The organism is uncultured Paracoccus sp. (assembly GCF_945915435.1).
Taxonomy (GTDB): Bacteria; Pseudomonadota; Alphaproteobacteria; order Rhodobacterales; family Rhodobacteraceae; genus Paracoccus.
Window position 1 is genome coordinate 17,167 of sequence record NZ_CAMEFG010000036.1, and the last position, 23,542, is coordinate 40,708.

Genomic DNA, 23,542 nt, shown 5'->3' on the forward strand with positions numbered 1-23,542 from the left:
CCGTTCCAAACCGAAAGGCGCGACTTGGAGACCACGCTCTACCTTTGCCAGACCTGCCGCATGGGCCAGCCCGTGCCCGACGACGGCATCGTTCCCGGCCAGCGCCTACTGGCCGCCGTCAGCGCCTGCAACCTGCCCGAGAACGTCCGACTGGTGCCGGTGTCATGCCTCTCGGCCTGCGCGCGCGGCTGCGCCGTCGCCCTGTCGCGCCCCGGATCATGGACCTATGTGCAGGGCGGGCTGACCCCGCAGGATGCGGACGAAGTGCTGGGCATGGCCCGGCAGTTCGCCGCAAGCGCGGACGGGGTGGTGCCGTGGCGCGAACGGTCCGCGCTGTTTCGCAAGAACACCATCGCAAGAATCCCCCCTCTGCCTGCAAAGGAAGACATATGAGCACGCTTTCCAAGACTCCGGTTACCGTCGTTACCGGCTTTCTCGGCGCCGGAAAGACCACGCTGATCCGGCATCTGATCGCCAATGCGGGCGGCCGCAGGCTGGCGGTTCTGGTCAACGAATTCGGCACGGCGGGGGTGGATGGCGAGATCCTGAAATCCTGCGCCAATCCCGATTGTCCCGACAACAATATCCTCGAACTGGCGAACGGCTGCATCTGCTGCACGGTCGCCGACGACTTCATCCCGGCGATGGAGCAATTGCTGGCCCTGCCCCAGCCGCCCGATCATATCCTGATCGAGACTTCGGGGCTGGCCCTGCCCAAGCCGCTTCTGCGCGCCTTCGACTGGCCCGCCGTGCGTTCGCGCATCACCGTGGACGGCGTGATCGCGCTGGCCGATGCCGAGGCGCTGGCGGCGGGCAATTTCGATGAAGGACAGGCGCAGGGCGAAGGCGCGGACCACGACAGCCCGCTGGCCGAGGTCTTCGAGGATCAGGTCAATTGCGCCGACATCATCCTGCTGACCAAGGCCGATCTGGCCGATGCCGAAACCCGCCGCACCGCGCGCGACAAGCTGGCCGCCATCGCCCATCGCGACCTGCCGGTGATCGAGGTCGCGGATGGCGTCGTCGATCCCCGCATCATCCTGGGGCTGGGGGCCGAAGCCGAGGCGGACCTGGACGCCCGCCCCTCGCATCACGACGGGGCCGACGATCATGAACACGACGATTTCGACAGCGTGGTGATCGACCTGCCCGAAATCGCCGACCCCGCCGATCTGGTCGCGCGGATCGAGCGGCTGGCGCGCGAGAACCGCATCCTGCGCGTCAAGGGCCATGTCGCCGTCGCGGGCAAGCCGATGCGCCTGCTGGTGCAGGCCGTGGGCGCGCGGGTGCGCCAGCAATACGACCAGCCCTGGCAAGGCCCCCGCGCCTCGCGTCTGGTCGTCATCGCCGAGCACCACGACATCGACGAGCCTGCGATCCGGCGGGCGCTGGCGGGCTGATGCATATCCTCTTTCGCGAAAGCGGCGGGCTGGAAGAGGCCGCGACACCGCAGGATCTGGGGCAGACGCCCGCGGATCTGGTGGTGCTGTCGCTTTCCGACAGCGATCTGGCCGCTTTCGCGGAAGGGTGGCGGCGGGATGGCGGGTTGCCTTCGCTGCGGCTGGCGCAGATTGCGCGGCTGATGCATCCGGTCTCGGTCGATCAATATGTCGATGCGACGCTTTCAGGCGCGCGCGCCGTGCTGGTGCGGCTGATCGGCGGCGCGAATTACTGGCAGCACGGCGTCATGCAGTTGCAGGACCTGGCGCGCAGGCGCGGCATCCGGCTGGCGCTGCTGCCCGGCGACGGGACCGAGGACCAGCGGCTGCGCGAACTCTCGACCGTGGACGGCGCGCTGTGGGACCGGCTCAACCGCCTTTGCGCGCAAGGCGGGCACGAGGCGGCGGGGACCGCGCTGCGCCTGCTGGCCGGGATGCCGGCGACCGATCCCGCGCCGCTGCCGCAGGTCGGCTGGCTGGACGGGCCACCCACGGGCGAATGGATCGCGATCCCCTTCTATCGGTCGTGGATGCTGGCGGGCGACATCGCCCCCATCCGCGCGTTGATCGCAGCCTTCGCGCAGCGCGGGATACAGGCGCGGGGCATCTTCCTGCCCAGTCTGAAATCGCCCGAGGCGCAGTCCTTCCTGCGCGACGCCTTTGCCGCGAACCCGCCGCTGGCCGTGGTCAACACCACCGGCTTTTCGACGGGTGATGGCAACTGTCCGCTGCGATCCGGGCCGCCGGTGTTTCAGGCCGTGGTCTCGACCGCGCCGGAACGGCTGTGGCGGCAGGACGGGCGCGGCCTCTCGCCCGCCGATCTGGCGATGCATGTCGTGCTGCCCGAGGTAGACGGGCGCATCCCGGCGCAGATCGTCTCGGTCAAGGATCAGGGGGCGGCGGACCCGGCGCTTGAGTTCGCGCCGTTGCGCCACAAGCCCCTGCCCGACCGGATCGCGGCGCTGGCGGACCGGGTGACGGCATGGCTGCGCCTGCGCGACCGCCCCCCGCTGGCGTTGGTGCTGTCCACCTATCCGGGCAAGCCGTGGCTGGACGCCCATGCCGTCGGGCTGGACGCGACCGCCTCGGCGCAGGCGATGCTGCGCCATCTGGGCCACGAGCCGCCCGATCTGGCGCGCGGGCTGAGGCAAGGGGGGCTGGACTGGCCGCTGGCCGATTACCTGCGCGCGCTGGAATCCCTGCCCCGCCCCCTGCACGAGGCGCTGCACGACGCATGGGGGCCGCCCGAAAACGACCCGCAGATCGACGCCGGGCGCATCCGCTTCCACGCGCTGCGCTGCGGTCCCCATATCGTCGCGCTGCAACCCGAACGGGGCCGGGCCGAGGATCGAGAGAGCGGCTATCACGACCTGACCGCGCCGCCGCGCCATGCCTATGTCGCCTTTTATCTGTGGCTGCGCGCCTCTCGCATCGGCGCAATCGTCCATATCGGCGCGCATGGCACGCTGGAATGGCTGCCCGGCAAGGCGGCAGCGCAATCCGCCGCCTGCTGGCCCGAGGCGCTGGCGGGTCCCTTGCCCGTCATCTACCCCTTCATCGTCAACGATCCGGGCGAGGCCGCGCAGGCCCGCCGCCGCCTTGGCGCGGTGACACCGGGACACATGCCGCCGCCCTTGGCCCCCGCGCAACTGCCCGAGAAATTCGTCAACCTCGAACAGATGCTGGACCGCTACTCGACCGCCGACGGCATCGACCCGGCGCGGCGCGACCGCCTTGCCGCCATGATCGCGGACGAGGCGCGGGCGCTTGGCCTGATGGGCAGCCTCGGCATCCAGGGCGATGATTTCGAGGCGCTCAGCGCGCTCGACCGTTTCGTCTGCGAGTTGAAGGAAAGCCGCTACAGCGACGGGCTGCATGTCTGGGGCGAGGCCCCCGGCGAATGGGCCGGGCTGGATGCCGCGCTGGCCGGGCGCCATGTCGCACCGGGCCCGTCCGGCAGCCCGTGGCGTGGCGCGGGCGACGTGCTGCCCACGGGGCGCAACCTTTTCGCCGTCGATCCCCGCGCCCTGCCCGCCCCGGAATCCGAGGCCAAGGGCCGGATGATGGCGGATGAGCTGATCCGCGGCTATTTGCAGGACCACGGCGATTACCCGCGCGAGGTGATGGTGGACCTGTGGGGTTCGGCCACCATGCGCACGGGGGGCGAGGACCTGGCGATGGCGCTGGCGCTGGCCGGGCTGCGGGCGCTGCGCGACCCCGGCACGGGCCGCGTGAACGGGATCGAGGTGGTGCCGCTGGCCGAACTGGGCCGCCCGCGCGTGGGGGTCAGCCTCAAGATCTCGGGGCTGTTCCGCGACAGCTTCCCGGTGCTGATCCGGTTGTTCACGCTTGGCTGCAACATGCTGGCGCGGCGCGAGGAAAGCGCCGCAGACAATCCTTATCTAAGCGCGGAACCGCGCGTCTTCGGCCCGCCTGAAGGCGTCTATGGCACCGGCATCGACATCGAGACCGCGCCCAAGGCGGTCGCGGGCGCATGGCTGGCGAACGGCGGTTTCGCCCATGACGGCAGCGACCCCGCGCGGCCCGCCGGGCAGGCGCTGCGCGACAGGCTGGGCGGGCTTTCGGCGCATGTCCATACGCAGGACCTGCCCGAAACCGACCTGCTCATGTCCGAGGATTACGCCGCCCATATCGGCGGAATCGCCGCCGCCCTGCGCGAGATGGGCCGCGACGCGCCGCTTTATCACTTCGACAATACCCGCGCCGAGCGGGTGACCATGCGCGAACTGGGCGCCGAACTGGCGCGCATCACCTGGTCGCGCGCCGCCGCCCGCGACTGGATCCTGGCCATGATGCGCCACGGGCCGCGCGGCGCGGCGGAAATCGCCGCCGGCACGCGCCACCTGGTCGCCTTCGCCCGGCTGACGGGCCGGGTGCCGCCGCCTCTGCTGGACAGCATCGCGCAGGCCACGCTGCTGGACGACGAGGTGCTGGACTTCCTGCGCGAGCAGAACCCGCAGGCGCTTGGTGCGCTGTTGCAGGCGCTGAACATGGCGCGGGATGAAGGGCTGTGGCCCTCGCGTCACAATGCGCTGCTGACCCGGATCGGAGAGCTGAATGCCGCCCTATAGCATCAAGGGCTGGTGCCCCGCCCCCGACCGCCCGATGCGCACGGGCGACGGCTGGCTGCTCCGGCTGAAACCCCTTGGCGGGCACCTTGAAAGCGGGCAGGCGCGGGCGATCGCGGATATCTCGGCCCGGCTGGGGAACGGGCGGCTGGAACTGACCAGCCGCGGATCGCTGCAACTGCGCGGGGTGGCGGACGATCGGCTGGCACAGGCGCAGGCCGAGATCGCGGCGCTGGACCTGCATCAGCAAGGCACGTTGGCGGCGGTGCTGCTGGCGCCCTGGCTGGACGAGGGCGGCCTGGCCCGGCAACTGGCGCAGGTGATGGCCCGCCATCCCGGATTGCCCGCCAAATTCGGGCTGGCCGTCGATTGCGGCCCGGTGCGGCTGCTGGCAAGGGCCGGGGCGGACCTGCATGTGGAACGGGCCGCATCGGGTCTGATCCTGCGCCTGGCGGGGCGCGAGCGCGGCCTGGCCGTCACCCGCACGACCCTGCCTCAGGTGCTGGACGCGCTGCTGTCGCGCTTCGTGGCCAAAGGGGTCCAGGGCGGGCGGGGACGGATGCGGGACTGGACGGCCCGGCTTGGCGAAACCGAAACGCCCAACCCCGCGGTGCAGCCCGCACCCGGTCCCTTCGGTCCCCGGATCCTGCACGCCCTGCCCTTCGGCGCGCTGGACGCCGCCCTGCTGGACCGGATCGCGGCAACCGGCCCGGTCACGCTGACACCCTGGCGCATGGTCGGGCTGGACCGCGCCGTGGCCGAACCCGGCCTGATCCTCGAGCCAAACGACAGCCTGCTGCGCATGGCCGCCTGCGTGGGCGCGCCGGGCTGCGCGCAGGCCCATGCGCCGACCCGCCCCCTTGCCCGCGCGCTGGCGCCGCTGCTGCCGCCGGGGACAAGCCTGCATGTCTCGGGCTGTCCCAAGCATTGCGCCCGCCCCGATCATCCCGCCACATATACGCTGACGGCGGGGATGCAGGGCTTCGACCTTGCCCGCAAGGGCACCCACCTGACAAGGAAATCCGCACGCACCATGCCGCACGAATACGAAACCGACGGGCAGGCGATCTATCGCCAGTCCTTTGCCACCATCCGCGCCGAGGCCGACCTCGCCCGCTTCACCCCCGAAGAAGAGCGCGTGGCCGTGCGCATGATCCACGCCGCCGGGCTGGTCGGGCTGGAACGCGACATCCGCTTTACCCCCGATTTCACCGGCGCGGCCATCGCGGCCCTGCGGGCGGGCGCGCCCATCCTGTGCGACGCGCGCATGGTGTCGGAAGGGATCACGCGGGCCCGGCTGCCCGCAGGCAACGCAGTGATCTGCACCCTGCACGACCTGGAGGTGCCGATGATGGCCCGCGCGATGAGCAACACCCGATCCGCCGCCGCGCTGGAGCTGTGGCGGCCCCGCCTGGCGGGCGCGGTGGTCGCCATCGGCAATGCGCCGACGGCGCTGTTTCACCTGCTGAACATGCTGGCCGACCCCGATTGCCCGCGCCCGGCGGCGATCATCGGCTGCCCCGTGGGCTTTGTCGGCGCGGCGGAATCGAAAGCGGCGCTGATCGCCGCGCCCCCCGTCCCCGCGATGGTCGTGCAGGGGCGGCTCGGCGGCTCGGCCGTCACCGTCGCCGCCGTCAACGCGCTTGGATCGGACAAGGAATGAGCGGGCAGGACCACCTCGCGGGCCGCGTGATCTGCGCGGGCCTGGGTCCGGGGGCGCCCGACCTCATCAGCCTGCGCGCCGCCCGTGCCATCGGCAATGCCCGTCACATCGCCTTTTTCCGCAAGAAGGGCCGTGCGGGCCGCGCGCGCACCATCGCCGAGGGGCTGATCCCCCAGGGCTCCACCGAACATGCGATGGAATATCCCGTCACGACCGAACTGCCCTTCGGTTCGGACGAATATCGCGGGTTGCTGGCGCGGTTCTACGACGATTGGGCCGACCGCATCGCCACACTCGCCCGGTCCGAGGATGTCGTCGTGCTGTGCGAGGGCGACCCGTTCTTCTACGGCTCCTTCATGCATCTGCACCTGCGCCTGCAAACCCGCGCCCGGATCGAGGTGATCCCCGGCATCACCGGCATGTCGGGCTGCTGGACCGCGACGGGCCGCCCGGTCACATGGGGCGACGACGTGCTGACGGTCCTGCCCGGCACGCTGGAACAGGCCGAACTGACGCGCCGGCTGCGCGACTGCGACGCCGCCGTCATCATGAAGACGGGCCGCAACCTGTCGCGCATCCGCGCCGCCGTCATCGGCGCAGGACGCATCGCCGACGCATGGCTGTGCATCGAGGGCACCATGCCCGGCCAGCGCATCGCGCGGCTTGGCGATGCGGGCGACGACTGCCCCTATTTCGCGACCGTCATCCTGCACGGCAATGGCCGCCGCCCGCTGGCCGGGGCGGCCGAATGACGGGGCGGCTGTCCATCGTCGGGCTTGGTCCCGGTGCGCCCGGCCTGATGGCCCCCGATGCGCAGGCCGCGCTGGCGCAGGCCACCGATATCCTGGGCTATCAGCCCTATGTCGCGCGCATCCCCGCGCGCCCCGGCCTGCGGCTGCACCCCTCGGACAACCGCGAGGAACTGGACCGCGCCCGCCATGCCATCGCGCTGGCGCAGGGGGGCGCGCGGGTCGTGGTGGTCTCGTCCGGCGATCCAGGGGTCTTTGCCATGGCCGCCGCCGTTTTCGAGGCGCTGGAAAGCGTCCCCACCGCCGAGCCCCCCCGGATCGAGGTCATCCCCGGCATCACCGCCATGCTGGCCGCCGCCGCGCGTTGCGGCGCGCCGCTGGGGCACGATTTCTGCGCCATCAACCTGTCGGACAACCTCAAGCCCGCCGGGGTGATCGCGCATCGCATCCGCCACGCGGCGCTTGGCGGTTTCGCGATGGGGTTCTACAACCCGCGATCCCCCGCCCGCCCCGACGGCTTCGCCCGCGCGCTGGCCGTCCTGCGCGAGACATGCGAGCCGGAACGGATCGTGATCTTCGCCCGCGCGGTTTCCACCCCCGAGGAGGCGATCACCGTCACGACGCTGGCCGAGGCGCGCGAGGACATGGCCGACATGCGCACCGTCGTGCTGATCGGCAATCCGCAGACCCGGCGCGTCGGCGGCTGGACCTATACGCCGCGATCATGGGCGGGCGCATGAACGTCCAGCCACGCCATCGCCTGATCCACCGTCCGGGCCGTGGGGCGGGCAGGCAGCACGGGGCGCGCGACCATGACCACCGGCAGGCCGAGGATGCGCGCCGCCTCGATCTTGGCATGGGCGCCCTCACCGCCCGAATTCTTGCTGACCACGCAGTCGATGCCCTGCGCGCGCATCAGGGTCAGATCGTCGGCCAGCCGGAAGGGACCACGTGCCACGATCACATCCGCGCCGGGCAAGGGCGGGGCGGCAGGCGCATCGGCAAGGCGCAGCAGGAAATGCTGCGGGCAGCCGCAGAAGGCGGCCAGTTCATTGCGCCCGATCGCCAGAAAGACGCGGTCGCCTTGCAGGCTGCGGGCGGCGGCGGCCATGTCGGGCACCTCGGTCCAGCGGTCGCCGGGCTGCGCCTGCCATGCGGGCCGCTCCAGCGCCAGCAGCGGCAGGCCAAGCCGCGCGGCGGCGTCATGGGCATTGGCGCTGATCCGCGCGGCGAAGGGATGGGTCGCGTCCACGATGGCCCCGATGCCGTGGTCGCGGCACCACGCCGCCATGCCCCCGGCACCGCCGAAACCGCCGATCCGCGTGGGCAGAGGTTGCGGACGCGGCTGCGCCACCGCGCCCGCATAGGAATAGACCGCATCGCGCCCGGCCCCGGCCAGCGCATGGGCCAGCGCGCCCGCCTCACTCGTGCCGCCCAGCAAAAGGATGCGTGACATGGGCTCTCCGTGGCTGACCATCATCGGTATGCAGGAGGACGGGCCGGACGGGCTGGGTGCCGCCGCCCGCGCCGCCCTGAAGGATGCCGATATCATCTTCGGCGGGCCGCGTCACCTGATGCTGGCGGGCGCGGGCGAACGGGGCCGCGAATGGCCGCGCCCCTTCTCGGTCGCGCCGGTGCTTGAGGCGCGGGGGCGGCGCGTCGTGGTGCTGGCCTCGGGCGATCCGTTCCACCACGGCGCGGGCAGCAGCCTTGCCGCGCATCTGGACCCCGGCGAATGGCGCAGCCTGCCCGCACCCTCGACCTTCTCGCTGGCGGCGAACCGGCTGGGCTGGCCGCTGGAGGGCTGCCTTTGCCGCGCCCTGCATGCCGCGCCGCCGGAAACCGTCGCGGGCGATCTGACCACGGACGCGCGGCTGATCGCGCTGATGCGCGACGGGGCGGCGATCCACGACCTGGCGCGCTGGCTGGCCGGACGCGGCATCGTTGCCCGGCTGACAGTCTGCGAGCATCTGGGCGGCCCGGCGGAACGCATCCGCCCCTACGATCCCGCCGCCAGCTACGACGCGCCGGTTTCGTTGGCGGTCCATGTCACGCAGGCCGATGCGCCAAGCCCCGCGCCGGGCCGCCCGGCGGACAGCTATCGCCACGACGGCCAGATCACCAAGCCCCAGGTGCGCGCGATCACGCTGGCCGCGCTGGCGCCTCGGGCCGGGGAAATGCTGTGGGATCTGGGCGCGGGGTCGGGATCCGTCGCGGTGGAATGGTGCCGCCTCGGCGGGCACGCCGTCGCGGTCGAGGCCCGCGCCGACCGCTGCGCCGCCATCGCCGCCAATATCGCGGATTTCGGGCTGCAAGGGCGGATGCGGGCCGTCACCTCCGACCATGCCGCAGCCATTCCCGACCTGCCCGCGCCCGATGCGGTCTTTGTGGGCGGCGGCTTTTCTCGCGCGCTGTTTGATGAGATCCGCCGCCACGCTCCCCACGCCCGGCTGACCGTCAACGCCGTCACGCTGGAAACCGAGCATCTGCTGGCCAGCCTCCACGCTCACCACGGCGGCCAATTGCTGCGGGTCGAGATCGCGCAGGCCCGCCCCCTTGGCCGCGCACAGGCTTGGGTCCCCGCCCGCCCCGTCGTGCAATGGAGCCTGCCATGATCGCCGGGGTCGGCCTGCGCGAAACCGCCACGGCGCGCGACATCCTTGCGGCCCTGGACCTTGCCCCGGCGCCGCTGGCGGGCATCGCCACGCTGGAGGGCAAGGCCGCGCTGCCCGCCCTGCGCCACGCCGCCGGGATACGCGGGCTAAGCATCACCGCCCTGCCCCGCGCGGCCATTCAGGGCATCGCCACCCCGACGCAATCGCCGCGCCAACTCGCGCTTTTCGCCACCGGATCGCTGGCCGAGGCGGCGGCGCTGGTTGCCGCCGGTCCCGGCGCCACCCTGCACGGCCCGCGCCTTGTCCTGCCCGGCGGGGCCGCCACCATCGCCTTTGCCTCCAAGGAGCAGCCATGACCGTGCATTTCATCGGCGCCGGACCCGGCGCGCCCGATCTGCTGACCCTGCGCGCGCGAGACCTGATCGCCGCCAGCCCCGTCTGTCTTTATGCCGGATCGCTGATCCCACCCGAGGTGCTGACCCATTGCCCCCAAGGGGCGCGCATCGTCAACACCGCGCCGCTGTCGCTGGACCAGATCATGGCCGAGATCGCCGAGGCCCATGCTTCGGGGCAGGACGTGGCGCGGCTGCATTCGGGCGATCTGTCGGTCTGGTCGGCGATGGGCGAGCAGCTTCGCCGTCTGCGGGCGCTGGCGATCCCCTATGACATCACCCCCGGCGTGCCCGCCTTCGCCGCCGCCGCCGCCGCCCTTGGGGCGGAACTGACGCTGCCCGGACAGGCGCAATCGCTGGTGCTGACGCGGACCTCGGGCCGGGCCAGCGCAATGCCTGCGACGGAAACGCTGGAGGCTTTCGCCGCAAGCCGCGCGACGCTGGCGGTCCATCTGTCGATCCATGTCGCGGAGCAGGTGCGCGACAGGCTGCTGCCCTTCTACGGTCCCGATTGCCCGGTCGCCGTGGTCTGGCGCGCAAGCTGGCCCGATCAGCAGATCGAGCGCGGCAGGCTGGACGAATTGGCCGAACTGGCCGCACGCGGCGCCTCGCGCACGGCGCTGATCCTGATCGGCGGGACATTGGCCCCGCCCGGCGAACTGGACCAAGGCTTCGGCGAAAGCCGCCTTTACGCCGGCGATTACGACCGCCGTTTCCGCCCCGTCGGCCCCGCGCCGCGCTTCCCCGAGGGCGGGCAATGACGCGGGGCCTGCTGATCGCCGCGCCCGCCTCGGGGACGGGCAAGACCACGGTGATGCTGGGGCTGCTGCGCGCCCTTCGCGACCGGGGGCTGTCGGTGCAGCCCTTCAAATGCGGCCCGGATTACATCGACCCGGCCTTTCACCTCGCGGCCTCGGGGCGGCAATCGAGCAACCTGGATGGATGGGCGATGGGGCGCGGCCTGCTGTCCGGGCTGGTCGGGCTGGCGAAAGACGCCGACCTGGCGCTGGCCGAAGGCTCGATGGGGCTTTTCGACGGGGTGCAGCAGGCGGGGGCCTTCTCGAACGGGTCCAGCGCCAGCATCGCGGTCGAAACCGGCTGGCCAGTCGTGCTGGTCATCGACACCTCGGGGCAGGCGCAATCGGCGGCGGCGGTGGCGCTTGGCTTTGCGCGGCTGGACCCGGCGCTGCCCTTCGCGGGCGTCATCCTGAACCGCGTCGCCTCGCCCCGGCACGAGCGGCTGTTGCGCGCGGCCTTCGACGATCTGGACATGCCGGTTTTCGGCTGCCTGCCCCGGCGCAAGGACCTCGCGCTGGCCGAGCGTCACCTGGGCCTTGTGCAGGCGGTCGAGCATCCCTCGCTTGAGGCCGCAATCACCGATTACGCACGAATGCTGGCCGAACATGTCGATCTGGATGCGCTGATCGCGGCGGCGGCGGGGCGACCCGAACCCGCCGTGCTGCCCCGGCTGACGCCCCCGGCGCAGCGTATCGCGATCGCGCGGGATCAGGCGTTTTCCTTCATCTATCCCCATCTTCTGCACCTGTGGCGGGACGCGGGGGCCGAGTTTTCCTTTTTCTCGCCGCTGGCCGACCAGCCCCCGCCCGAGGCGGACATGGTCTGGCTGCCCGGCGGTTATCCCGAACTGCACGCGGGCCGGATCGCCGCCGCCGGAACCTTCCTGCAAGGGCTGCGCGACTTTGCCCGCACCCGCCCTGTCCACGGCGAATGCGGCGGCTACATGGTGCTGGGGCGCAGCCTGACCGATGCCGAGGGCGCGACCCATCGGATGGCCGGGCTGCTGGGGCTGGAAACCTCTTTCGCGCGGCGTCGCCTGAACCTGGGCTATCGCCGCGCGCGGCTGGACGGTCCCATCGGCGCGATCCCGGCAGGCAGCGAATTGCTGGGGCACGAGTTTCACTATTCCACCATCCTCGCCCAACCCGACCCGCCGCTGGCGCAGGTCCATGACGCGACCGGCGCGCAGGCGGCGCAGACCGGATCGCGGCGCGGGGCGGTCACCGGCAGCTTTTTCCACATGATCGCGGCGGGTCAGGATGCGTGAGATCACCCTTGTCGGCATCGGCTGCGGCAATCCCGATCACATGACCCTGCAAGGCATCGCCGCGCTGCAAGGGGCCGACCTGATCCTGCTGCCCGAAAAGCCGGAAAAGCCGCAGCTTGCGCAGGTCCGCGAACAAATCCTTGCCCGCCACCTGGGCGCGCAGAGGCCCCGGATCGCCAGCTTCGCCATGCCCCGGCGGGAACGGGGCGGCGACTACCTGGACGCGGTTGACGACTGGCACCGACGGATCGCGCGGGCCTGGACCGAGGCGATGGCCGCATTCCCCGACTGCCGCCACGTCGCGCTGCTGGTCTGGGGCGACCCGGCGCTTTACGACAGCACGATCCGCATCGCGCGGCGGCTGGACCCGGAGATGGCCCTGCGCGTGGTGCCCGGCGTCTCGGCGGTGTCGGTGCTGGCGGCGGCGCATGGGATTCCGCTCAACCATGTCTCGTCGCCCGTGGCGATCATGCCCGCGCGCCAACTGACCGCGCGCGGCTGGCCCGAGGGGTTCGAAAGCGTCGTCGTCATGCTGGACGACGGCCATGCGCTGGAAGGCTGCAAGGTTTCCGCGCATATCTTCTGGGGCGCCTACCTGGGTATGCCGCAAGAAATGCTGGTCCACGGTCCGCTGGCCAAGCGGCGCGGCGAAATCCTGGCGCTTCGCAAGGAACTGCGCGCGCGGCATGGCTGGATCATGGACATCTACCTGCTGACCACGCGCACGCCCTGACCGGCGCGGCTATTGCATCATTTCCTCTTCCCGGGCGGCGAATTCGGCCATCTGCTGGGCATTGACGTTGCGATAGGCCGCGGCAAGGCGCGGAGAGGCTTCGGCGACCGGACCGGGCAGGCTTTCGGGCAGGTCGCCATAGGCCAGGTAGGTCTCGAAACCGGGCACATAAAGCCAGGCCAGCAGCAGGCTGTCGGTGATGGGCGAGGTCTCGAACCGCTGCGCCAGACGTTCCGCCAATCCCTTCGGTGCGCCGAACAGATAGGGCGTCACCGCTGCCGCATCCGCCTCGCCCTCGGGCGGGGTGGGCATATGGCCCTCGTATCCCAACGCAAGGGAAAGCGAGGACACCGGCACGCGCCACGCAGCCCAGGCATCGAAATCGCCATCCGCCCGGACCGGGGGCAGCGCGCGCGAGATTTCCTCGATCTGGTCGAAGAAGCGGTCGGCGTCGAACCATGTATCCCAGCTTTCCGCAAGGGCCATCGCCGCCCCGTAGCCATCCGCGCGGCTGTGTGCGGCGGCTTCGGACAAGGCGCGGATATGGTCGCGGTCGCCGTCCGAAAGCGTTCCCCACAGGCGTCCGGCCAGCGCAGAGATCTGCTCTGCCCGTGCCGCCGAATCGACATTCGCCCCCTCGGGCAGCACGGCGTCCACCGCGATCCACAGGGCGACCGGATCGCGCGCGGCCAGCGCGGCCATGTCGGCGTTGTGCTGCGCGGGTTCGGGCCGGGCGCGCAGCAGGGCGACATAGCGATGCAGGGTTTCGGTCGGGTCGTCGGTGCGAAAGATGCTGTTCATCCGTGTCCCCTGAGCGTTGACAAAGCCCGGAACCACCATCAAGGCGGCGGCTCCGGCAAGGAAGTTGCGCCTGCGCCATCCTGGCGGCCCGTCAGCGCGCCGAAGCGCGGCCGGGCGTCGATTTTGGGCGTTATCCATCGAAATTCTCGCGAATGCGCAGTTTGACGCGCGGGATCCTTGCACCGATCGGCAGCCTGGACTTGCCCGCGAAGGTATGGACCTTCTCCAGGAACTCCAGCACGGCGTTCACGCTGACGCTTTGATCGAAGCGGTAGGCCCCGCGCGATACGCTGCCGTCGCGGTGCAGGACGATGCAGCCGACCGACCAGGTATGCGAGGTGCCCGGATGGATCAGCACGCCGGTCCGGCGGTCCATGCTGCCCGACCCGGTGCCATAGATGGCGATGCCGGGGCGGGGCTTGTTCAGATAGGCGGTGCTGTAGCCGTAGGTCTTGTAATTCACGGTGCTGTGCGGCGACAGGCCATAGCTGTCGCGGGCGACGATCATGTATTGGTTGTAATAAGCGTAATTCGGCCCGTTCGAACTGTAGTTGAAGGCGGCCTCGCCCGGCCCGCCCCGCTCGGAGGTCAGGCATTCAAAGACCAGCGTGCCCGAGCCTGCGTTTTCCGTGTCCCAAAGCTCCATCTTCAAATCGCCGACGGTGCAATCCCAACGTCCGCCGAAATTGTGCTTGGTGTGGCGGGTGATGGTGATGACCAGCCATTTGTCGTCGCAAGGGCATTCCAGCGCGGAAACGTCCCGGTCGGGTGCCGTGGCCTGCGTGTCCGCCGCCGCGCCGCCCTCGGCGCCAGCCGTCCCGCCGCTGGGTTGGGGCAACGGCGCCGCATCGGCCTGTCGCATCAGGCCGGACCAGAAATTGCGGCAACCTTCGGCCAGCGAGGTGGTCGTTTTCGGGGTCATTCGCCCTCCTGCGGCAGCAAGGACTGCCAATAGCGCAGCACGGCCTGCCCGAAGGCCAGCCTGCGTTCTTCGGGTGTCCGGTCATCGGGCGCCAGCGCCGCCCGCGCCCAGGGGAAACGCGGATCGTCGGCAAAGCGAAAGCCAAGCTGCATGGCGATGCAGGCATAGGCGACCGCATCGGCCGATTTCAGGCCGTAGCGGCGCAGCACCGGGGCAAGTGCGTCAAGATAATCCCCATGCACGCCGCCCATCAGCGCGAAGCGGGCGGGCCAGCAGCTTTCCATATGGGACAGCATCAGGGAGCTGGTCGCCAGCTCGCCCTCATGATCGCGGTAAAGCCGTGCCATCGCCTGGACGGGACGGCGCATATCCGCATGATCGGGGGCGGTTGCCCGCTCGATCCGGTCGATCTCGGCGATGACGGCGGAAAGATGGGTCGAGCCGGTCCGCCGCCCGTTCCGGTCGATCCACCAGCAGCGGGCCAGCGCGTCGCGATATTGCGGGTCCAGTTCGAAATAGCTGCCCCAGAACATCACGGGAATAAGGTATCGCTGCCGGTCGCGCAGGCTGGTCACGCCGCGCTGCTGCGCATGCGCGATGCCGAAGCGCGCCACGTCGCGCAACTCGTCATCCGACAGCAGCGCGGTCGCAGGCGCAAAGCTGCGGCGCAGGAAGGCCATCGCCTGCCGCTCTTCCTCAAGGCGGCGTTCGCCGTCATATCGGGCAAGGCCGTCGGGGGTAAGAAATTCGCTTAACGAGAGCATCCGGCTGGAACCGATCAGGAAATTTCCCCGCACGATAAACCACCCGCGCCGCCCCGTCGAGAGCGGCGTTCGGCGCGGGCGGCGGGTCTATGCGTCGGTGCGATATTCCTCGCCCACGCCGAACAGCCTGCCCTTTTCGGCGATCAGGATGCAGCCAAGCGCCAGAAGGCCAAAGATGACATAGCCCGCGGCGATGGGCACGACGGTGCCGTCGAAGAAGCTGCCCACCAGCGTGCCGAGCAGCGCGCCCCCCACCGTCTGGATGAAGCCGAACACCGACGAGGCCGTGCCCGCCACCGCGCCCAGGGGTTCAAGCGACAGCGAATTCATGTTCGACGCCGACCAGCCGAACATGAACATGATCACGCACAGCAGCCCCATGAACAGCCACAGCGGCATCGCGGGCAGGGTCAGGGCCAGCACCAGCCACAACGCGCTGACCGCGACGAAGGTCAGCATGGCGCCGTGGCTCAGCCGCCTCATGCCGATGCGGCGCACCATGCGCGAGTTGGTATAGGACGACACCGACATCAGCGAGGCCTGAAAGGCGAAGGCCAGCGGAAACAGCGCGCCCAGATCGTAGATATCGACATAGATCTGCTGCGAGGTGTTGATGAAGCCGAACAGCGCCGCGAAGATGAAGGTCCCGGCAAGGCCATACATGATGGCGTTGCGGTTCGTCACGACGATGCGGAAGCCGTCCAGGATCACGGCGGCGCGCAGCGGGCGGCGGTTTTCGGGGGCAAGGGTCTCGGGCAGGCGCAGGAAGGCCCAGACCGTGATCGCCATGCCCACGACCGCCATGAACAGGAAAATATATTCCCACGGGCCGGTCAGCAGGATCACCTGCCCGATGGCCGGGGCGATCACCGGGATGATCATGAAGACCATGAAGACCAGCGACATGACCTCGGCCATGGCGCGCCCGTGAAAGCGGTCGCGCACCACCGAGGTGGCGATGACGCGGGTTCCGGCGGCGCCGACCCCCTGGACGAAGCGCAGGACCAGAAGCGTCGCGAAATTGGGCGAGAACACGGCGGTGAAGGCGGCGATGACATAGATCACCAGGCCCACGAACAGCGGCGCGCGCCTGCCGAATCGATCCGAAAGCGGGCCGAAGGCCAGTTGGGCGATGCCGAAGCCCAGCATATAAGCGGTCAGCACGAAATGGCGGTCGTTTTCGTTAAGGACGCCCAATGCCGCGCCCATATAGGGCAAGGCGGGCAGCATGACGTCGATGGCCAGCGCATTGAGCGCCATCAGCCCGGCGATCAGGGCAATGAATTCGGGCCGGGACACGTCCCGGCTGGATGCAGTGGGGGCAGACATGAAGACAACCTTGGAAATGATGGGGCCGGGACGCTGAGGCGTTCAGACCTGTCGGGGGGAACTTGGACCCGCGCCGCGGGCATTGCAACCCCTCGCCCGACCCATTCCCCTGCCGACGCAGGGTCCTGCCTGAAGATATCCGCGGCGTGGCCCGTCTTCCGCTTCGGCACCATGACCGCCGGCAGGGTTCCCGGCCAGCCCGGCAGGGTCGCGACCGCTAGTGGTCCATCACCAGATGACCGGCGCCAACCTCGTGGTAACGACGTGGGACCGGCACATGATCGACGGGGCGGATCGGGCTGGGGATCTCGGCATCCGGCAGCACCCGCCGGTCGCGGCGGCGCGAGGGATCGGGCACCGGCACCGCGGAGAGCAGCTTTCTCGTATAAGGATGCCGGGGATTGCCGAAGACCTGCGCGCGGGGTCCGATCTCGACGATTTCGCCCAGATACATGACCGCGACGCGGTGGCTGACACGTTCGACCACCGCCATGTCGTGGCTGATGAACAGATAGGCCAGCCCCAGCCGCGCCTGAAGGTCCAGCATCAGGTTCACGATCTGGGCCTTGATCGACACGTCCAGCGCCGAAACCGATTCGTCCGCCACGATCAGGCGCGGCTCCATCCCCAATGCGCGGGCAATGCAGATGCGCTGCCGCTGGCCGCCCGAGAATTCATGCGGATAGCGATCCGCCACCGAAGGCGGCAGGCCGACCTGTTCCAGCAGTTGCGACACGCGCGTCCGCGCCGCGCGGCGGTCCGCAAGGCGATGCACCAGCAAAGGTTCGGCAATCGCGGCACCGACGGTCTGGCGCGGATCGAGGCTGGCGAACGGATCCTGAAAGATCATCTGCATCCGGCAGCGCTGCCGCTGCATCTGCGCGGGTGTCAGCGAGGACAAGGCGCGCCCCTCGACCAGAACCTCGCCCGAGTTGGGCCTGAGCAGGTGCAGGACCGAGCGGCCCGTGGTCGATTTGCCGCAACCGCTTTCGCCGACCAGGGCCAGCGTCTCACCCGCCCGCAGATCGAACGAAACATCTTCGACCGCATGGACGCGGCCGCGGATGCCCCGGAAGATGCCGCCCCTGATATCGAAGCGGGTCGTCAGGTTGCGGACCTGCAACAGCGGCTCGCCGTCGCGCTTGACGGTATCGGCCTCGCGCATCGGCGGGGTGACGGCCTGACCGTTTTCGTCCATTTCCGGGAAGGGCATGGGCCGGTCGGACGCGCCCATCGCGCCCAGCTTCGGCACCGCGAACAAAAGCGTGCGGGTATAGGGATGCCGGGGCCGCGCGAAGATGGCGTGGCATTCGCCGGTCTCGACGACCTCGCCGTTGCGCATCACCAGAGCGCGGTCGGCGATCTCGGCCACAACGCCCATGTCATGGGTGATGAACAGGACGCCCATTTTTTCCTCATCCTGCAATTCCTTGATCAGTTGCAGGATCTGCGCCTGAATGGTGACGTCCAGCGCCGTCGTCGGTTCGTCAGCGATCAACAGCCTTGGCCGGCACGCCAGCGCCATTGCGATCATGACCCGCTGACGCATCCCACCTGAAAACTGATGGGGAAACTCATCCAGCCGCCGCCTGGCCGATGGAATGCGGACACGATCCAGAAGCGCGAGCGCCTCGGACCGCGCGCGCGCCGCGCCCATCCCGCGATGGATGGCCAGCGATTCCCCGATCTGCGCGCCGACGGTCATCGTGGGGTTGAGCGAGGTCATCGGTTCCTGGAAGATCATGGCGATCCGGTTGCCGCGGATGGCCGACATCGCCCTTTCGTCCAGCTTGGTCAGGTCGGTGCCCTCGAACAGGACGCGCCCGCGCGCGATCCTTGCGCCGGGGGGCAGAAGCCGCAGGATCGACAGCGCCGTCACCGACTTGCCCGAGCCGGATTCGCCCACGACGGCCAGGGTCTCGTTGGCATGCACCCGCAACGACAGGTCATGGACGGCGGCTTGCCAGGCGTCGTCGCTGCGGAACTCGGTCCGAAGGCCCTGCACGTCGAGAATGGGAGAGGCATCGGCAGTCGTCATCGCAAGGCTCCTGTCATTGCACGCGGGTTTTCGGGTCGATCGCATCGCGCAGCGCATCGCCCAGGATGTTCAGCGCCAGCACGGTCATCAGGATGGCCAGGCTGGGAAACAGCACCAGCCACCAGGAATCCAGGATGTTCTCGAACCCTTCGCGGATCATGCTGCCCCAGGTCGGCGTCGGTGGCGGGACGCCAAGCCCGATGAAGCTGAGTGACGCCTCGGTGCGAATCGCGCTGGCCATCCACATGGAACCCATGACGACCACCTCGGACACCATGTTGGGGAAGATGTGCAGCCCCATCAGGCGCGGGTTGGAAAAGCCCATCGCGCGGCCCGCCTCGATGAAGTCGCGCTGCTTCAGCGCGATGGTGGGCGCACGGGCGACGCGGGCGAAGGGCGCCATCTCGGTGATGGCGATGGCGATGATCAGGTTTTCGAAGCTGGCGCCCAGCATCGCCGCGATCATCAGGCCCAGAAGCAGCGTCGGAAAGGACAGCATCACGTCCAGCACGCTCATCACCACGCGGTCGAAGAGCCCGCCGATGAACCCCGAAAGGATGCCGATGGCCGAGCCGACGACCATCGCGATCAGGATCGCCACGAAACCCACGACCAGCGACACGCGCGCGCCGTGGATCAGCCGAGACAGCACGTCGCGGCCATAGGTGTCGGTGCCCAGCCAGAACTCGGCCGAGGGGGGTTGCAGGCGGTTGACGATATGCTGGGCCAGCGGATCGTAGGGGGCCAGCAGCGGCGCAAAGACCGCCGCGCCGACGATGATGGTCAGCAGCGCCAGGCCGACCCATGACAGCCGGTTGCGGCGAAAGGCCAGCCAAAGGGCGCTGCGGCGGGCGGGGATCTCGGTTGCAGTGGACATCAGTTGTATTTCACCCTCGGATCGACCAGCCCATAGGCAATGTCAGTCAGCATGTTCACAAGGATGACAAAGGTCGCGAAGACCACCATCAGCCCTTGCAGCAAGGTGTAATCGCGCGCATTCAGCGCACCCAGGATCAGCCGCCCCAGGCCGGGGCGGGAAAAGACGATCTCGGTCAGGACCGAATTGCCGATCAGCGTGCCGAAATACAGCCCCACGATGGTCACGACCGGGATCAGCGCGTTGCGCAGGGCATGGCGGCGGATCAACTGCCCCGGCCGGACGCCCTTGGCGCGGGCAGTGCGGATGTAATCCTCGCTCAGCACGCCCAGCATCGACGAGCGCGTGACCCGCGTGATATAGGCCGTCATGATCAGCCCCAGGTTCAGGGCGGGCAGGGCAAGGTTGCGCAGGTGATCGCCCAGCCCGCTGCCGCTGCCGCCGATCACGGGAAACCAGCGCAGGTTGACCGCGAAGGCCAGCAGCATCAGGATGCCCGACACGAAGGCGGGAAAGGACAGCCCGACCAGCGACAGGACGCGGCTGAAATAATCGGGCCAGCGGTTGCGGTGCAGCGCCGCATAGGTCCCCAGCGGGATGCCGATTGCCGCCCCGATCAGCAGCGCCGCCGCCGTCAGTTCAAGCGTATAGGGCAGCACGATCATGACCTCGTGCAGGACGCTGCGTCCGGTGGCCAGCGAATGCCCGAAATCGCCCGTCACGGCCTTGGCCAGAAAGTCGATGTATTGGACATGGATCGGCTGATCCAGACCAAGCTGCGCGCGCAGCCGTGCCAGGGATTCCGCGCTGGCCTGATCGCCCAGGATGGTGATCGCTGCGTCCCCCGGCACAAGGCGCACCAGGACGAAGATCACCGTCAGCATCAAAAGCAACGTGGGAATGGCAAGCAGAACGCGTCGGATCACATATTGGGTCATGCGGCGGCTCCCTCTTGTGAAAAACGGTCGGCGGCGAAAGGTTGCAAGGTCGGGGGAACAATGCCGGTAATCACCATTTCGGCAATGGCCGCACCGGCGGCGGGAACAAGCTGGAAGCCGTGTCCCGAAAAGCCGAAGGCATGGAACAGCCCCTCGGCGCGGGCCGGGCAGATGACGGGCAGCAGGTCCTGCGTCTTTCCCTCGATCCCCGACCAGCAGCGGGTGATCCGGGCGCCTGAAACCGAGGGCATCAGTTCCGTCGCCGCCATCGCGCCCCTTGCAAGCGCGTGGAAATCCATGAAGGTGCGCCCGCTGTCCAGATCGTAGCGCCCCTGTATCCCGCCCCCCAGAACCAGCGTCCCTTGCGAGGACTGCTTGAACGAAAGCGACCGGCCGATGATGCCGACCACCGGACGGATGGTCCGGGCCAGCCGCTCGGTGACCATCATCATCGAGGCCTTGGCCGAAAGCGGGATGTTTTCCCCCGTCAGCGCGGCAATGCGCGCACCCCATGCCCCTGCGGCATTGATTGCCTGCGGGGCGCTGACGGTCCCGCCGGGCATGGTGGCGGCCCAGAGCCCGCCGCGGCGGCAAAGGCCGGTCACCGGGGCGCCTTCACGGATCGTCACACCCGCGCGCAAGGCCGCCGCGCGAAAGGCCACCAACGTGCGATGGGGGTCCGCCGCGCCGTCCCGCGCCGCATAGGCCGCACCGATGAACTTGGGATTGATGCCGGGCACCAGCGCGCGCAACTGGTCCTGTCCGATCACCGTCTCATTATCATAGCCCGCAGCCGTCAGCCGCGCGATCCGCTGCGTCTCGGCTGCGATCTGCGCGTCGGTTTCGGCGACCCGAAGCTGGCCGTGGGCGTGAAAGCCGCAATCGTCGCCGACCAGTTCGGCGATGTCGTGCCACATGTCCATCGAGATGGTGGAAAGCGGCATCTCCAGCGGGTTGCGGCCCAGCGTGCGGACCCCGGCAGCAGAGGCGCCCGAAGCATGCCGCCCGACGAATTCGCCTTCCAGCACCGTCACCGAAGCGCCGCACCGGGCCAGATGCAAGGCGGCCGACAACCCATGCAGCCCGCCCCCCACGATCAGGATATCCGGGTTTGTCATGGCGCCTCCCGGCCCTCTTGCAGGGCTGCGAGTTCGCCCAGCCTCACCGGCTTCAGCGGCGGGCGGATGCGGAAAAATCCGGTTTCGGCCCGGCTTTTGCCATATTCGGCAGCCAGCAGGCGATTCACGCTATAGCCGCACTGGCGCCCCTGGCACGGTCCCATCCCGCAGCGGGTATAGGCCTTGACCTGATTGGGACCGCCGCGATGCAGCCTGGCCGCCGCGCGGATTTCGCCCGCCGTCAGTTCTTCGCAGCGGCAGACGACGGCCTCGTCGGCGATATCGTCATCGGGCGGCGGGTAAAGCGCGTCGATCACCGGGCGCGAGGCGAGGGCACGGGCCAGCGCCGCACGCGCAGCGGGTTCGGCCCCTTCCGGCAACCTGTGGCCCAGCCATTGCGCGATGCCCAGGGCCGCGATGCGCCCACGCGCCTCGGCAGCCGGCGCGCCCGCGATTCCCGCGCCGTCGCCCGCCAGATAAAGCCCCTCGACGCTGGTCATGCCCCAAGCGTCGACCTGCGGGACGAAACAGCCCTGCGCGTCGGACCAGAGATGGTCGCAATTCATCGCCAGCGTCGCATGGATCGACGGAACCACCCCCTCGTGCAGCAAAAGGACCGAGGCCGGTTCGCGATGTAGCTGCCCGTCGGGCGTGGTATAGCAAACCGCCTCTATCCGTTCCTCGCCCAGGGCGCGGATATCGCCCACGCCACGCAACCAGCGAAGCCCGGCCCGGCGCAGTTCGCGCAGCCACTTCAGACCTTTCAGCAGATCGCCGCGTCCGCGCCATGCAGCGGCGGCATGGGGCAAGGCCCGTCCTGCCCCACCTCGCGGCGTCGTGTCCAGATAGCCCGCAACCTTGCCGCCCACGGCCAGCAACTGCCGGATATAGAGCAGCGGCAGCGGACCCGATCCCGCGATCCACACCGGCTGGTCGGGGATTTGCGCCGAGGTCTTCAGCAGGATCTGCGCCGCGCCCACGGTCATTACCCCCGGCAGCGTCCAGCCCGGCAGCGGCACAGGCCGCTCCTGCGCCCCGGTCGCCAGCAACACCGCGCGGCAACTGCGCGAAAAAGCCGCGCCGTCCCGCGACATGAAGACCTGAAAGCCCGGTTCCAGGTGCCACATCCGCGTGCCGGGCAGGTAATCGACGCCCGAGTTGCGGAACTCCGCGACCCGTCCGGCCCCCTGCGCATAATCGGGACCCAGCGCCCGCCGCACGGCATCGGGCCGCGCGCCCTCGCTGGCGCGCCAGATCTGGCCGCCGGGCATGGGCTGTTCGTCGATCACCAGCGGCGAAAGGCCCAGTCCCGCAAGCTGCATCGCCGCAGCCATGCCCGCCGGTCCCGCACCGACGATCAGGATATCGTGTTCGGATGTCATGGCGTGATCCTTACCTTGCCCTTCTGGCGCTGGATGCGCATGCCCGGACGGGCCTCGACCAGGCAGGTCTGGACCGAGGTTTCGCCGTCCACCGTCGCGAGGCAGTCGAAACATACCCCCATCATGCAATAGGGCGCGCGTGGCGTTTCCCCGACGGGCGTGTGCCGGGCGATGCCGGGCGCCGTGCGCAGCAGCACCGCGGCGACCGTATCGCCGGGACGGGCAACAGTCTCGCTGCCGTCGATATACACAAGGAATGAGGGACTGCCGGAATCAGCAAGCTGTCTGAACATCGAAGCGCCTGTGGTGGAAAGGTTGGCAGGTTTCGGGAAGCGCGCCGGCCGCGATGTGACCGGCAAGTTCCGTGGCGTGAACGGCGGCAAGCGTGACGCCGGAATGGCAGCTTGCCACGAAGACGCCGGGACATTCCCTGGACTGGGCATAGACGGGATAGCTGTCGGGCGTCATGATCCGCAGCCCCGACCAGTGTCGGACCAGTTGCACCCGCGACAGGGCTGGCGCGATCTCGACCGTCTTGCGCGACAGCCAGGCCGAGGCGCGGATGGTGGCCGCGACGTCCTCGCCGGCCTCTTCCTTCGTGGCGCCGATCATGATGGTGCCCTCGACA

At 69.4% G+C, this 23,542-nt stretch carries 23 protein-coding genes and 1 pseudogene; 12 read left to right on the top strand and 12 right to left on the bottom strand.

Translation table 11 applies throughout. From position 1 onward, the window contains the following. Positions 1-24: 24 nt before the first annotated feature. The 7 genes and pseudogenes from Q0O97_RS12375 to cobJ all read left to right on the top strand — a co-directional run bounded on the left by Q0O97_RS12375 (position 25) and on the right by cobJ (position 7,680). Positions 25-393 carry a DUF1636 domain-containing protein gene (locus Q0O97_RS12375; RefSeq protein WP_294929584.1) on the top strand — a complete coding sequence of 123 codons (369 nt, stop codon included), beginning with the start codon at positions 25-27 and terminating at the stop codon, positions 391-393. Continuing rightward, the gene (gene cobW / locus Q0O97_RS12380; protein WP_294929587.1) at positions 390-1,400 is read left to right on the top strand and encodes a cobalamin biosynthesis protein CobW; all 1,011 of its coding nucleotides are present in this window, start codon (positions 390-392) and stop codon (positions 1,398-1,400) included. The genes Q0O97_RS12375 and cobW overlap by 4 nt, the downstream gene beginning before the upstream one ends. After that, positions 1,400-4,531 (top strand): cobaltochelatase subunit CobN, encoded by a 3,132-nt coding sequence (gene cobN / locus Q0O97_RS12385; protein ID WP_294929590.1) that lies wholly within the window; start codon positions 1,400-1,402, stop codon positions 4,529-4,531. Before cobW ends, cobN begins: the two co-directional genes overlap by 1 nt. A 34-nt stretch (positions 4,532-4,565) precedes the next feature. After that, a pseudogene (locus Q0O97_RS12390) lies at positions 4,566-4,748 on the top strand (precorrin-3B synthase); the annotation flags it as partial. A gap of 813 nt (positions 4,749-5,561) precedes the next feature. Continuing rightward, positions 5,562-6,191 carry a precorrin-8X methylmutase gene (locus Q0O97_RS12395; protein ID WP_294929646.1) on the top strand — a complete coding sequence of 210 codons (630 nt, stop codon included), beginning with the start codon at positions 5,562-5,564 and terminating at the stop codon, positions 6,189-6,191. Continuing rightward, positions 6,188-6,943, top strand: a complete 756-nt coding sequence (cobI, locus tag Q0O97_RS12400; RefSeq protein WP_294929592.1) for a precorrin-2 C(20)-methyltransferase — start codon at positions 6,188-6,190, stop codon at positions 6,941-6,943. The genes Q0O97_RS12395 and cobI overlap by 4 nt, the downstream gene beginning before the upstream one ends. Continuing rightward, positions 6,940-7,680 (top strand): precorrin-3B C(17)-methyltransferase, encoded by a 741-nt coding sequence (cobJ, locus tag Q0O97_RS12405; RefSeq protein WP_294929596.1) that lies wholly within the window; start codon positions 6,940-6,942, stop codon positions 7,678-7,680. Before cobI ends, cobJ begins: the two co-directional genes overlap by 4 nt. On the opposite strand, the gene Q0O97_RS12410 is transcribed toward cobJ, so the two are convergent. Then, positions 7,650-8,396, bottom strand: a complete 747-nt coding sequence (locus Q0O97_RS12410; RefSeq protein ID WP_294929599.1) for a cobalt-precorrin-6A reductase — start codon at positions 8,394-8,396, stop codon at positions 7,650-7,652. The genes cobJ and Q0O97_RS12410 overlap by 31 nt on opposite strands. Between Q0O97_RS12410 and cbiE the strand changes: the two genes are divergently transcribed. Genes cbiE through cobF form a run of 5 tightly spaced genes read left to right on the top strand, consistent with a single transcriptional unit; the run spans position 8,395 to position 12,745 of the window. Next, complete coding sequence (gene cbiE / locus Q0O97_RS12415; RefSeq protein WP_294929602.1) at positions 8,395-9,555, top strand: precorrin-6y C5,15-methyltransferase (decarboxylating) subunit CbiE; 1,161 nt, start codon at positions 8,395-8,397, stop codon at positions 9,553-9,555. The two genes, Q0O97_RS12410 and cbiE, sit on opposite strands and share 2 nt — an antisense overlap. Beyond that, the gene (locus Q0O97_RS12420; protein WP_294929605.1) at positions 9,552-9,911 is read left to right on the top strand and encodes a cobalamin biosynthesis protein; all 360 of its coding nucleotides are present in this window, start codon (positions 9,552-9,554) and stop codon (positions 9,909-9,911) included. Before cbiE ends, Q0O97_RS12420 begins: the two co-directional genes overlap by 4 nt. Beyond that, positions 9,908-10,708: a precorrin-4 C(11)-methyltransferase gene (cobM, locus tag Q0O97_RS12425; protein ID WP_294929608.1), complete on the top strand. Its 801-nt coding sequence runs from the start codon at positions 9,908-9,910 to the stop codon at positions 10,706-10,708. Before Q0O97_RS12420 ends, cobM begins: the two co-directional genes overlap by 4 nt. Beyond that, complete coding sequence (locus Q0O97_RS12430) at positions 10,705-12,012, top strand: cobyrinate a,c-diamide synthase (RefSeq protein ID WP_294929611.1); 1,308 nt, start codon at positions 10,705-10,707, stop codon at positions 12,010-12,012. The genes cobM and Q0O97_RS12430 overlap by 4 nt, the downstream gene beginning before the upstream one ends. Further along, complete coding sequence (gene cobF / locus Q0O97_RS12435; protein WP_294929614.1) at positions 12,005-12,745, top strand: precorrin-6A synthase (deacetylating); 741 nt, start codon at positions 12,005-12,007, stop codon at positions 12,743-12,745. The genes Q0O97_RS12430 and cobF overlap by 8 nt, the downstream gene beginning before the upstream one ends. Before the next feature lie 9 nt (positions 12,746-12,754). On the opposite strand, the gene Q0O97_RS12440 is transcribed toward cobF, so the two are convergent. The 11 genes from Q0O97_RS12440 to Q0O97_RS12490 all read right to left on the bottom strand — a co-directional run. Beyond that, on the bottom strand, positions 12,755-13,546 hold the full coding sequence (locus Q0O97_RS12440) for a hypothetical protein (RefSeq protein WP_294929616.1): 792 nt from the start codon (positions 13,544-13,546) through the stop codon (positions 12,755-12,757). Between the two features lie 130 nt (positions 13,547-13,676). Further along, positions 13,677-14,468 carry a hypothetical protein gene (locus Q0O97_RS12445; RefSeq protein ID WP_294929619.1) on the bottom strand — a complete coding sequence of 264 codons (792 nt, stop codon included), beginning with the start codon at positions 14,466-14,468 and terminating at the stop codon, positions 13,677-13,679. Continuing rightward, positions 14,465-15,265, bottom strand: a complete 801-nt coding sequence (locus tag Q0O97_RS12450) for a hypothetical protein (RefSeq protein WP_294929622.1) — start codon at positions 15,263-15,265, stop codon at positions 14,465-14,467. Before Q0O97_RS12450 ends, Q0O97_RS12445 begins: the two co-directional genes overlap by 4 nt. A gap of 54 nt (positions 15,266-15,319) precedes the next feature. Then, positions 15,320-16,561: a multidrug effflux MFS transporter gene (locus Q0O97_RS12455; protein WP_294929624.1), complete on the bottom strand. Its 1,242-nt coding sequence runs from the start codon at positions 16,559-16,561 to the stop codon at positions 15,320-15,322. 217 nt (positions 16,562-16,778) lie between these two features. Beyond that, entirely contained in the window at positions 16,779-18,599 is a 1,821-nt protein-coding gene (locus Q0O97_RS12460) for an ABC transporter ATP-binding protein (RefSeq protein WP_294929627.1), read from the bottom strand. A gap of 13 nt (positions 18,600-18,612) precedes the next feature. Further along, positions 18,613-19,476 (bottom strand): ABC transporter permease, encoded by an 864-nt coding sequence (locus tag Q0O97_RS12465; protein ID WP_294929630.1) that lies wholly within the window; start codon positions 19,474-19,476, stop codon positions 18,613-18,615. Next, on the bottom strand, positions 19,476-20,414 hold the full coding sequence (locus Q0O97_RS12470) for an ABC transporter permease (protein WP_294929633.1): 939 nt from the start codon (positions 20,412-20,414) through the stop codon (positions 19,476-19,478). The genes Q0O97_RS12465 and Q0O97_RS12470 overlap by 1 nt, the downstream gene beginning before the upstream one ends. Then, positions 20,411-21,532 (bottom strand): FAD-dependent oxidoreductase, encoded by a 1,122-nt coding sequence (locus Q0O97_RS12475; protein WP_294929635.1) that lies wholly within the window; start codon positions 21,530-21,532, stop codon positions 20,411-20,413. The genes Q0O97_RS12470 and Q0O97_RS12475 overlap by 4 nt, the downstream gene beginning before the upstream one ends. Continuing rightward, complete coding sequence (locus Q0O97_RS12480) at positions 21,529-22,914, bottom strand: NAD(P)/FAD-dependent oxidoreductase (RefSeq protein WP_294929638.1); 1,386 nt, start codon at positions 22,912-22,914, stop codon at positions 21,529-21,531. The genes Q0O97_RS12475 and Q0O97_RS12480 overlap by 4 nt, the downstream gene beginning before the upstream one ends. Next, positions 22,911-23,207: a (2Fe-2S)-binding protein gene (locus tag Q0O97_RS12485; protein ID WP_294929640.1), complete on the bottom strand. Its 297-nt coding sequence runs from the start codon at positions 23,205-23,207 to the stop codon at positions 22,911-22,913. The genes Q0O97_RS12480 and Q0O97_RS12485 overlap by 4 nt, the downstream gene beginning before the upstream one ends. Then, on the bottom strand, positions 23,188-23,542 hold a 355-nt coding region (locus Q0O97_RS12490), incomplete at its 5' end, for an FAD-dependent oxidoreductase (protein ID WP_294929643.1). The genes Q0O97_RS12485 and Q0O97_RS12490, both read right to left, overlap by 20 nt.

What these genes read in the sequence shown, in the direction of transcription:
- cobW (WP_294929587.1), top strand. Translation starts at nt 390, where the DNA reads ATGAGCACGCTTTCCAAGACTCCGGTTACCGTCGTTACCGGCTTTCTC.
- cobN (WP_294929590.1), top strand. Translation starts at nt 1,400, where the DNA reads ATGCATATCCTCTTTCGCGAAAGCGGCGGGCTGGAAGAGGCCGCGACA.
- Q0O97_RS12395 (WP_294929646.1), top strand. Translation starts at nt 5,562, where the DNA reads ATGCCGCACGAATACGAAACCGACGGGCAGGCGATCTATCGCCAGTCC.
- cobI (WP_294929592.1), top strand. Translation starts at nt 6,188, where the DNA reads ATGAGCGGGCAGGACCACCTCGCGGGCCGCGTGATCTGCGCGGGCCTG.
- cobJ (WP_294929596.1), top strand. Translation starts at nt 6,940, where the DNA reads ATGACGGGGCGGCTGTCCATCGTCGGGCTTGGTCCCGGTGCGCCCGGC.
- cbiE (WP_294929602.1), top strand. Translation starts at nt 8,395, where the DNA reads ATGGGCTCTCCGTGGCTGACCATCATCGGTATGCAGGAGGACGGGCCG.
- Q0O97_RS12410 (WP_294929599.1), bottom strand. Translation starts at nt 8,396, where the DNA reads ATGTCACGCATCCTTTTGCTGGGCGGCACGAGTGAGGCGGGCGCGCTG.
- Q0O97_RS12420 (WP_294929605.1), top strand. Translation starts at nt 9,552, where the DNA reads ATGATCGCCGGGGTCGGCCTGCGCGAAACCGCCACGGCGCGCGACATC.
- cobM (WP_294929608.1), top strand. Translation starts at nt 9,908, where the DNA reads ATGACCGTGCATTTCATCGGCGCCGGACCCGGCGCGCCCGATCTGCTG.
- Q0O97_RS12430 (WP_294929611.1), top strand. Translation starts at nt 10,705, where the DNA reads ATGACGCGGGGCCTGCTGATCGCCGCGCCCGCCTCGGGGACGGGCAAG.
- cobF (WP_294929614.1), top strand. Translation starts at nt 12,005, where the DNA reads ATGCGTGAGATCACCCTTGTCGGCATCGGCTGCGGCAATCCCGATCAC.
- Q0O97_RS12440 (WP_294929616.1), bottom strand. Translation starts at nt 13,546, where the DNA reads ATGAACAGCATCTTTCGCACCGACGACCCGACCGAAACCCTGCATCGC.
- Q0O97_RS12445 (WP_294929619.1), bottom strand. Translation starts at nt 14,468, where the DNA reads ATGACCCCGAAAACGACCACCTCGCTGGCCGAAGGTTGCCGCAATTTC.
- Q0O97_RS12455 (WP_294929624.1), bottom strand. Translation starts at nt 16,561, where the DNA reads ATGTCTGCCCCCACTGCATCCAGCCGGGACGTGTCCCGGCCCGAATTC.
- Q0O97_RS12460 (WP_294929627.1), bottom strand. Translation starts at nt 18,599, where the DNA reads ATGACGACTGCCGATGCCTCTCCCATTCTCGACGTGCAGGGCCTTCGG.
- Q0O97_RS12465 (WP_294929630.1), bottom strand. Translation starts at nt 19,476, where the DNA reads ATGTCCACTGCAACCGAGATCCCCGCCCGCCGCAGCGCCCTTTGGCTG.
- Q0O97_RS12470 (WP_294929633.1), bottom strand. Translation starts at nt 20,414, where the DNA reads ATGACCCAATATGTGATCCGACGCGTTCTGCTTGCCATTCCCACGTTG.
- Q0O97_RS12475 (WP_294929635.1), bottom strand. Translation starts at nt 21,532, where the DNA reads ATGACAAACCCGGATATCCTGATCGTGGGGGGCGGGCTGCATGGGTTG.
- Q0O97_RS12480 (WP_294929638.1), bottom strand. Translation starts at nt 22,914, where the DNA reads ATGACATCCGAACACGATATCCTGATCGTCGGTGCGGGACCGGCGGGC.
- Q0O97_RS12485 (WP_294929640.1), bottom strand. Translation starts at nt 23,207, where the DNA reads ATGTTCAGACAGCTTGCTGATTCCGGCAGTCCCTCATTCCTTGTGTAT.